Source organism: Paenibacillus helianthi (assembly GCF_001909055.1).
In the GTDB taxonomy this organism is placed as follows: Bacteria; Bacillota; Bacilli; order Paenibacillales; family Paenibacillaceae; genus Paenibacillus_AQ; species Paenibacillus_AQ helianthi.
Genome location: NZ_LVWI01000075.1, coordinates 23311 through 32226 on the forward strand (window position 1 = coordinate 23311; position 8916 = coordinate 32226).

Here is an 8916-nt window from a genome sequence, read left to right on the forward strand (position 1 = left end):
GCAACCAATGACCACACAAGAACGTTTAAAGACACAGCCGCTGTCTGCTGTAGCGCATGTAAAAGTCCATGGAAGAACCACAGGAGCACTTGCTCCGTTAACCCTGTTCTGGACGGGGAGTGCTGTTGAATTCAATGTACAGGGCTCAGAGCTGTGGATTGAGGTTGAGGCGGACTATGAGGTGTATGAGCCGTGGATTAGCATTCTGATTAATTCGGTCCCTGTAAGCAGACAAATGCTGACCGCAGGCCGGTACTGGATTTGTGTATTTAGAGGTATGAATGAGAACGCTATCAAAAATGTGCGGGTGGTCAAAGAGGTCCAGGCGATGAGCGAAGATCCCGCGTGCCTGCTGCAGATCCATGCGGTGAAGGGGGATGGGGAATTTCTTCCGGTTGCGGACAAGCCCTATAAAATGGAGTTTATCGGTGACAGTATTACTTCAGGAGAGGGTACGGTAGGCGCCAAGGCGGAGGAAGACTGGATTCCTGCCTGGTTCAGCGCCACCTACAACTACACGGCAATGACAGCAGAGGCGCTGAATGCCGATTACCGGGTGATTTCCCAGAGTGGTTGGGGTGTGCTCACAAGCTGGGATAACAATCCGCATTGCAATATTCCAAGGTATTATGAGCAGGTATGCGGGATGCTGACGGGTGAGAGGAATGAAGCGTTAGGGGTACATACAGCGAACGCTTTTGAGGACTGGCAGCCGGACGTGGTGGTGGTGAATCTGGGCACCAATGATGGCGGCGCATTCCAATCTCCGGCATGGAGGGATGAAGCGACCGGGGAAACGCATAAGCAACGGCTCCATGAAGACGGAACGTATAACGAAGAGGATTTGGCGGCCTTTGAGGAAGCAGTTGAACGTTTTCTGGGTACACTTCGGAAAAATAATAAAAAGGCCCACATCGTATGGGCCTACGGCATGCTGGGCATACCGATGATGCCGTCGATCCACCGTGCGGTCAGCAGCTATATGAGGAAGACAGGTGACAGACGGGTGTCGGTATTCCAGCTTCCCAATACAACAGCTGAAACTGTAGGGTCCAGAACCCATCCCGGTGTATTGGCCCATGAACGGGCAGCCCAAGCGTTGACCGGATATTTGCATGAGATTTTGCCGAGATAGTCCCCGCTAAATGGAGCCTCTAAGGCTTAGACGATGTTGAACACCAGACCATACTGCTGCCGCGCCGCTTCTTCAAACAGATCGAACAAAGACTGCAAATGCGGCAGCAGATACCCGTCGACGAGCTCTTCATAGGTCTCATCGTCTCTCATTGGAAAGGCCAGCAGGATCAGCTCCTGTTCATCGAGGGAATCCAGATCCATGTTGTGGATACGGGTCCACTTCTCGAAATCAATCCGTTCGTCCACGCGTTCAGGCTGCCTAAGCCCGGGTATCTGTAATGCGATTTGGGCAACCTTCCCCGCAGGCAAATAGAAAGAGCCATACTCCACACCGGTAATGCCCATCTGCATCTCTCCTTAATAACGAGTGCAGCCATTATTCAGCGCAGCCCGGGAGCAGGCTGCGCTGACAGGCTCTCTTGGAAGTGATTACCCCTAATCAGGGGGAGTTACTCCAGGTATTGGCCCTCAATCTGATCTGCGCTTACCGGCTTGCTGTAGTAGAAGCCTTGTGCGTTGTAACACTGGATCTCCTTGAGCAGTGCGACTTGCTCTATCGTCTCTACGCCTTCGGCGACGATGGTCAGCCCGAGCTGCTTGGCCATGGAGATAATCATCTCGGCGATGGCCCGGCTGTCGGTGTCAGTCGTGATTTTGCGGACAAAGGAACGGTCAATCTTCAGGCAGCCAATAGGAAGGCTCTGCAAATAGCTGAGCGAGCTGTAGCCTGTCCCAAAGTCATCCATAGACACGGAAATCCCGGCTCCCTGCAGATCATTCAGGATACTGATTACATGTTCTTCGTTGTGCATCATCGCACTTTCTGTAATCTCAAGCTCCAGCAGCTGGGTGTCGAAGTCAAGCTCACGGATGGTACTCATAATTGTCTGGAAAATATCCGGCTTCATCAAATGGATCTGCGAGACATTGACGGCAACGGGAACGACCTGGCGGCCCTCACGCTCCCACTTTTTCACCTGGGTACAGGCCGTTCTTAGCACCCATTGCTCCAGCGGAATAATGAAGCCGGATTTCTCTGCCAGCGGAATGAACTCCAGGGGAGGAATCATGCCCAGAATGGGGTGCTCCCAGCGAACTAATGCTTCAAGGCCGACGATTTCGCCGCTGCGGATATCAATTTTGGGCTGATAGAACAGCCGGATCTGATCATTGTCCAGCGACTGCTCCAGATCATTCTCCAGAATAATCCGTTCCAGACTGGTCTGGTCGCGTTCCGCATCGTAGAACTGATACTGGGAGCTGCCATTCTCTTTGGCATTATACATCGCAGTATCGGCGTGCTTCACCAGGGAGTCAGCATCAAGGCCATCCTCCGGAAAGCAGGCGATCCCTACAGAAGCAGACAATTTCACAGTATGGTTACCCACTTCAAACGGATGTGTAAATTCACCCACGATGGTGGCTGCCAGGGCTTCCGTCTCCGCACGCGTACGCAGATGGGGAACCAGCACTGTGAATTCGTCCCCGCCCATCCGTGCAATGCTGCAGGAAGAGGGCACACAGTTCTTCAGCTTGCCTGCCGCCTGCTGGATGACCTTGTCACCGAAGGAATGACCGAATAAATCGTTGATCCGTTTGAAGCGGTCCAGATCAATGAAGAACAGTGTGAACGGGTAAGCAGGGAGGCCGGTCTGCGCTGTATGCTCAAGCAGCAGATTGTGAAAAGAACGGCGGTTGGCAAGCCCGGTTAGCTCATCTTGGTAGGCCAGATGACGGATGGTTTCCTGGTCTTTCTTATTCTTGGTGATGTCCTTAATAATGCTGTAGATGCCCACTGGGACGTCTTCGACCACGATCGGAAGCGAAGTGAGCCAGAAGGTCAGCATAGTACCACCAGGGTTCCGCAGCTGGAGCTCGATGGTACTGGATTTGCCGCGGAGGACATGCCGGTAATGGTGCTGAGCCAGTGAATGGTACGCTCCCTCAAAAAGATCCGAGAAGTGCCGTCCGACCAGCTCCTGGTCTAGCTGCTGGGCGAGCAGCTCCGCCTGACGGTTCAGACCGGTGACAATACCCTGGGCATCGAACGCCAGCACACTGTCCGGATTGTATTCAAAGAGTGACATATAATGTTGTTCTGTCTCCATAATTCTGCGGTTCTGATATTCCTGGCGGGTGTCCCTGTAGGCGTCCGGGATGATATACAGGCCTGTACAGATAAACAGCGTCAAGATATAGGGAATCAGATGCAAATAGCTTCCCGGATCGGCATCCTCGACCGGAATCACCGAGAAGGCGCAGAGGAGGGGAATCATCAGCAGCCCTATTGCACAGAGGAAGATGCCTGGAACCGTGGCCTTGGAATATAGTTGATGCTCTCGGTTGCGGTTCGAGATCACCAGGACACGCAGAATGGCGAGACACAGACTGAGGGCGGAAGCTGCAGTCATGAAGACGAGTACGGGCTTCCAGACCAGAAATTCACGGAACAAAAAGATGATATTCAGGTAATCGAACACCAGAATGGTCCCGGCGATCAACAGACTGATTCTGAAGTGACGTCCTGTATGGCTGCGGGGCATGCTGGAATACCGGATGCCAAAATAAGTAGCAGCCCAGCAGCCGCCGAGAGTGAACAAGAGATGCAGTATGTAATATTTCGGAGCCAGAGGGAGGTTAAGCGACAAAGGCACCAGGATGTGGGAGGCACTAAAAGCAGTGGTGCCCAGGATCATCACCTTCATTCGTGTGAACCGCCTCCCCCGGCCTTGGCCGTCATTATGGAAGGGAGCTGCTCCGAAGACAATGAGAGTGCAGGACGCAAGGCTTGCCAGCAGGGCCAGAGCCAATTGCAGCCAGTTCATATTCAAGGGTTGCAAGTATAACATGGAGTACCTCTTTCGTTATGTAGATAATATATAAAAGGTAAATTATGTAGGCCTTTTTTCATAGGACATTTATCGTATATAAACAATAAATTAGACGATTAAACTCCTTTTATGATAAAAATACGAAAAAATCATGACAAAAAACCTCCAATCTACAGTATATGTAGGATCGGAGGTCTTTTTATATGCGTGTTCATCGTGTTCAAGGTTAAAAAGTAACCGAGAGGTAGCTGAGCGACCCCATTTCGTAGCTCCGGTGGACTTCTTGAGGCGTCCGGGCGGGATTGCCGCTCCCCATAGTGATGTACAGCGGAACGAAGTGCTCGGGCCGGGGTACAGCCAGCTTGGCATACGGTGCCTGCACTTCATAGCTGAATAGAGCATTCAAGTCATGCTTATGCATATGTTCAATCAGCCAATCGTCGAAAGCAACAGCCTTAGGGTCAGGAGCCGTGGCATCCGGGTTCATGGTACGGAAATTATGAACCGTAGCCCCGCTGCCCATAATCAGGATGTCTTCTTCATCCAGACCCCGCAGCGCTTCACCAATCCGGTACTGCTCCGCCGGTGACAAATACGGATTAACGGAGATTTGAATGACTGGACAGACAGGAACCGGGAACATCCGCAGGAGAGGGACCCAGGACCCGTGATCGAGACCGCGCTTCGTATCGAACTGAACAGAAATATCTTGGGCCCTGAAGCGGTCCGCCAGGGACGCTGCCAGCGCAGATGAGCCTTTGGCCGGGTATTTGATCTGGTACATCTGGTCGGGAAAGCCGCCAAAATCATAAACCATGTCATACACATCATCCGTGGAGGAGACGGTCAGCACCTCGGTTTCCCAGTGGGCTGTAAAGATGACAATAGCCTTAGGCTTAAGCTGCTGTCCGTAGGAGAGCAGGAAATCTGTACAAGGGGTATTCTGTATCGCCATCAAGGGAGATCCGTGACCAACAAAGAGGGGGGCAATCATCGTAAACGCTCCTTTTCGTATCAAATAGGTTCACATTATTACTTACATTATGTTATTAAGTATACATTATATATTATATTTCGTAAAGTTATTTATTGGGATGGATGCTGAAACGTCAAAAAGTGGCAACTTATTAAGGAACTGTCCATCTTTTGTTTTTTTTTCTGTATATAATCATATTACATAGGGATAGCTGGATTGCGGGAGAATTGTATAGGGAATTTCCTGGAGTTTCCTTATAATAGAAATAAGTACACTAGAACCACTAGCTGAGAGGAAGTTAGCCTTGTTCGAAACCTTACTTTTGAATTTCTTGTTTTTATTGTTTCCAGTCTTGATCGTAGTGATTTTCTTTGAAAATAGAGTGTACCCCTACAATAACAAGCTGCTTGTGCTGATGTCCGCCGTGACGATGGTTCTGTGTATTGCCAAGCCTATTCGCCTGGAAATGGGATATATATATGATCTCAGATATATCCCGTTTATACTTGTGGCGCTTTTTGGCGGATACCGGAACGTCATTCCGTTATATGTAATCATGAATATTTACCGTTTCTATGTAGGAGGTGCGGGCACGCTCCCCTCCTTCCTGTTCTCAACGGCGGTGCTGTTGCTGGTGCCTTATTTTAGCAAACGCTTCATCAAGCGCTCTTCCAACCGCCGCATCTTCTGGGCAGCAGCTATTGCCACGTTAACCATGGGAATCTACCTGATGATTCTGGGGACGATGACGGGGAAGTTGGACAAGCAATTTTGGACGCTCACGGTCTATGCCTTGATGACACATGCCGTAGTGATGAGCATCATCATGATTTTGATCGAGCAGATTATCACCAATATCAAGAACCGTGACCGGATTCTCCAGTCGGAGCGCCTGAATGTAGTCAGTGAGCTGGCGGCCAGTGTATCCCATGAAATCCGAAATCCGCTCACGGTGACCAGCGGTTTTTTGCAGCTGCTCAATAAATCAACTTCCATTACGCCCGAGGAAAAAGAATATGTACAATTGTCGTTGCTGGAGCTGAACCGTGCAGAGAAGATCGTTAGCGATTATCTCTCTTTTGCCAAGCCGCAATCCGATAATATGGTGTTCTCCAATATGCAGGCGGAAGCAGAGTACACCAAGAACATCATTATGCCCTATGCGTCCATCCACAAGGTGGAGGTCAAGTTCAGCTTCGACAACACGCTCAATAAAAGCTATGACAAGAACCAAATCCAGCAATGCCTGATCAACCTCTACAAAAACGGGATTGAAGCGATGAGAGATAAGGACGGGGGCATCCTCACCATCGATATCTCGGAGAAGAAGCAAAACATTCTGATCACGATCCGGGACACCGGCATCGGCATGACGAAGGAAGAAATCTCACGCCTGGGCAAGCCGTATTACTCCACCAAAGAAGAAGGAACCGGACTCGGGATGCTGATGGCCTACAGCACGATCAATAAGGTTAAGGGGAACATTGAGGTGGAGAGTGAAAAGGGCAGGGGTACAACCTTCCTCATCACCATCCCTACCTAGCTCTGTGGCAGACCCCTGTTCAAAAATGATAAAGTATTTATTGAAGATAGAATTCTCAGGAAATCGTAACCAGGAGGCAGAAGGAATGAGACAAGAATTGATCGCACAATTAAATAAGTGGCATGAGGAGGACAAATACCAGGAAATCGTAGACCGGATCAAAGAAACGCCGACGATACTTATTGATGATGAGCTGGCCACCCATTTGGGGAGAGCGCTGAACAATCTGGGGCGGTATAAAGAAGCGCTGAAATGGTTCATGAAGACGGCTGACCAGGGCAAGAAGGACCCGTTATGGCATTTCCGTGTGGGGTACGCCCACTATTATCTGGACCAGCTGAAGGATGCGATCCGGGAATTCGAAATTGCGCACAAGCTGGACCCTGAAGATGAAGATACGGTACAGTTCCTGGAATGGAGCCGCAAGGAAGCTACTGAAGCCCCGGCGGATAAGGATTCTGACGAAGAAGATGAATGAAGAATTGAGGGGAAGTCATTAGGCGTGAGAGGGATGCCAGTGGTTGCCGACTAGGCGCTTCGAGAGGTATAAGTACCTCTGAGTTTGCCAGACTTGAACTACTTGGTGGAATGAGAGGTATAAGTACCTCTGAATTGCCGGATTTGAGCTATTTGGTGGAATGAGAGGTATAAGTACCTCTGAATTTGCCGGATTTAAGCTATTTGGGGGAATGAGAGGTATAAGTACCTCTGAGTTTGCCAGACTTGAGCTACTTGGTGGAATGAGAGGTATAAGTACCTCTGAGTTTGCCGGATTTGAGCTATTTGGTGGAATGAGAGGTATAAGTGCCTCTGAGTTTGCCAGACTTGAGCTATTTGGTGGAATGAGAGGTATAAGTACCTCTCATTCTGCACCTGTGCGCCCCGGCGGGCTTAAGAGCGGCCATGCTAGGAAACCAACAAACCAGCTAATGGTATGTCAAGCACAGCTTTTGGATACCTCCGAAATTTGTTATACTGTTGAAGACATAACAAATAAACCTCCATTATTTGGAAGTTTATGGATAATGTAAAGTTAAAGAGTGTAGGGTTGCCCTTTCTTAAGCATAGCGTACACGTGATGGAGTAACTTGTTGGCGCAAGCGATCACGGCTACTTTATGGGGCTTTCCTTCACTCTTTTTTCTGTCGTAATACTCCCTGAGACGAGGGTTTAGTTCTCCTCGTAATCCGCATGTTACCGCTAAATACATCGCTCCACAAACTTCCCTGAACTGAAGACACTTGGATCGATTCCAGCATATGCCACCAGTTGTTTGGGATGGTGAAACTGTGAAGCGTCACCAATTTCAGAAATAATGGCCGTGGCCAACTTTGTTCCGACCCCAGGGATAGATTCCAGAAGCTGAACTTCGGCCAGAGTCTCTGACAGCTCCAGGATTACTTTTTCGAGTGCTGCAAGTTGCTTTTGAAATTCACGAACAAGAGTCAGCAGACTTCGCAGCGCCATCTCCAGACCATAAGGAACGCGCTGCACGGGATTATCCGCGATTGCGTTCTGTAGCGCTGCTACCTTGCGGTTCATCCAAGCTTCAGAACGTGAAGCCTGGGTGGCCGCTTTCACCATGCCCATCCAAGCTTCTGGAGTTTGAGCTTTCACCCCTTCTGAAGTGAGACAAGCTTCTAGCAAATTCAAGGACGTTTTGGAATATAAATCTTTAAACACACCCTCGTAACTCGGAAAGATCTGATCTACAAGTGTGCGCATATTCAGCTTAGCTTGAACATACAAGCTTGTGATAAACTCGTGCTCTCGGGTTAAGAACTGTAAGTCCACCAACGCTTCTTTTCGTCCGGGATAGGCAGACCAGTTCTCTTCCTGGTAATACAGATCCCCTAAATGCCAGGCATCTGATGCGTCCGTTTTAACTTTACGCAATCCAGTTCTTCTTGCTCTCTGTGCTTGCAGCGGATTGACGAGAATAACTTCATATCCTGCCTGTTGTAAATAGAGCACCAATACACGATGATAATGCCCGGTGGGTTCTAAAATAACCACTGGCTTATGAGTCGTCTTCTTCTCTATTTCCTCCAAGAGTTGTTTTAGCTTATCGAACCCTTTAGGGGTATGCAGAATTTCTTGGTCGCGTCCATAAGGGTTATTCCGTTTAATAAATGCTTGGGCAACAGATTTTCCTTTGGCTACATCCATGCCAATAACGGGTTTCATCTTCTCCTCCTCATTCGAATTCGCCGGTATTCCCACAATGGTTCCTACTCCACAGCTTCGCGTGTGATACGAGGTCTGATGCCTCAACCAGCTCAAACATGGTAGAAGGGTGTAGTGGGAGAACTGTTTGTTATTCGGGGTTATCCCCAGGGGCTGTCACGTTCTCCCGGCTACTTCCATCGTAAAGCGGTCATTAAAAAAGGCCAACCAGTAATCTCTGGTTGACCTAATAATACGAAGGG

At 49.4% G+C, this 8916-nt stretch carries 8 protein-coding genes; 4 read left to right on the forward strand and 4 right to left on the reverse strand.

Annotated elements, in window-relative coordinates; genetic code table 11:
- Nucleotides 1-7: 7 nt before the first annotated feature.
- Nucleotides 8-1135: an SGNH/GDSL hydrolase family protein gene (locus A3844_RS26325; RefSeq protein WP_074109003.1), complete on the forward strand. Its 1128-nt coding sequence runs from the start codon at nt 8-10 to the stop codon at nt 1133-1135.
- Between the two features lie 26 nt (nt 1136-1161).
- On the opposite strand, the gene A3844_RS26330 is transcribed toward A3844_RS26325, so the two are convergent.
- From A3844_RS26330 to A3844_RS26340, 3 genes are all read right to left on the reverse strand, one after another.
- Complete coding sequence (locus tag A3844_RS26330) at nt 1162-1482, reverse strand: hypothetical protein (protein WP_074088297.1); 321 nt, start codon at nt 1480-1482, stop codon at nt 1162-1164.
- A 104-nt stretch (nt 1483-1586) separates the two neighbouring features.
- Complete coding sequence (locus A3844_RS26335) at nt 1587-3986, reverse strand: putative bifunctional diguanylate cyclase/phosphodiesterase (protein ID WP_074100060.1); 2400 nt, start codon at nt 3984-3986, stop codon at nt 1587-1589.
- A gap of 208 nt (nt 3987-4194) precedes the next feature.
- A complete protein-coding gene (locus A3844_RS26340) occupies nt 4195-4962 on the reverse strand; it encodes a DODA-type extradiol aromatic ring-opening family dioxygenase (RefSeq protein WP_074109004.1) in 768 nt (255 codons plus the stop codon).
- A 286-nt stretch (nt 4963-5248) separates the two neighbouring features.
- Between A3844_RS26340 and A3844_RS26345 the strand changes: the two genes are divergently transcribed.
- The 3 genes from A3844_RS26345 (at nt 5249) to A3844_RS26355 (ending at nt 7518) form a co-directional block, all read left to right on the forward strand.
- Nucleotides 5249-6487, forward strand: coding sequence for an ATP-binding protein (locus A3844_RS26345; protein ID WP_074088300.1), 1239 nt, complete (start codon nt 5249-5251; stop codon nt 6485-6487).
- An 85-nt stretch (nt 6488-6572) separates the two neighbouring features.
- Nucleotides 6573-6965, forward strand: a complete 393-nt coding sequence (locus tag A3844_RS26350) for a tetratricopeptide repeat protein (protein WP_074088301.1) — start codon at nt 6573-6575, stop codon at nt 6963-6965.
- A 160-nt stretch (nt 6966-7125) separates the two neighbouring features.
- The gene (locus tag A3844_RS26355) at nt 7126-7518 is read left to right on the forward strand and encodes a hypothetical protein (protein ID WP_074109005.1); all 393 of its coding nucleotides are present in this window, start codon (nt 7126-7128) and stop codon (nt 7516-7518) included.
- 169 nt (nt 7519-7687) lie between these two features.
- Here the strand turns inward: A3844_RS26355 and A3844_RS26360 are convergent, their stop codons facing one another.
- Entirely contained in the window at nt 7688-8674 is a 987-nt protein-coding gene (locus A3844_RS26360; RefSeq protein WP_244169860.1) for an IS110 family RNA-guided transposase, read from the reverse strand.
- Nucleotides 8675-8916: the final 242 nt, after the last annotated feature.

What these genes read in the sequence shown, in the direction of transcription:
- A3844_RS26325 (WP_074109003.1), top strand. Translation starts at nt 8, where the DNA reads ATGACCACACAAGAACGTTTAAAGACACAGCCGCTGTCTGCTGTAGCG.
- A3844_RS26330 (WP_074088297.1), bottom strand. Translation starts at nt 1,482, where the DNA reads ATGGGCATTACCGGTGTGGAGTATGGCTCTTTCTATTTGCCTGCGGGG.
- A3844_RS26335 (WP_074100060.1), bottom strand. Translation starts at nt 3,986, where the DNA reads ATGTTATACTTGCAACCCTTGAATATGAACTGGCTGCAATTGGCTCTG.
- A3844_RS26340 (WP_074109004.1), bottom strand. Translation starts at nt 4,962, where the DNA reads ATGATTGCCCCCCTCTTTGTTGGTCACGGATCTCCCTTGATGGCGATA.
- A3844_RS26350 (WP_074088301.1), top strand. Translation starts at nt 6,573, where the DNA reads ATGAGACAAGAATTGATCGCACAATTAAATAAGTGGCATGAGGAGGAC.
- A3844_RS26355 (WP_074109005.1), top strand. Translation starts at nt 7,126, where the DNA reads ATGAGAGGTATAAGTACCTCTGAATTTGCCGGATTTAAGCTATTTGGG.
- A3844_RS26360 (WP_244169860.1), bottom strand. Translation starts at nt 8,674, where the DNA reads ATGAAACCCGTTATTGGCATGGATGTAGCCAAAGGAAAATCTGTTGCC.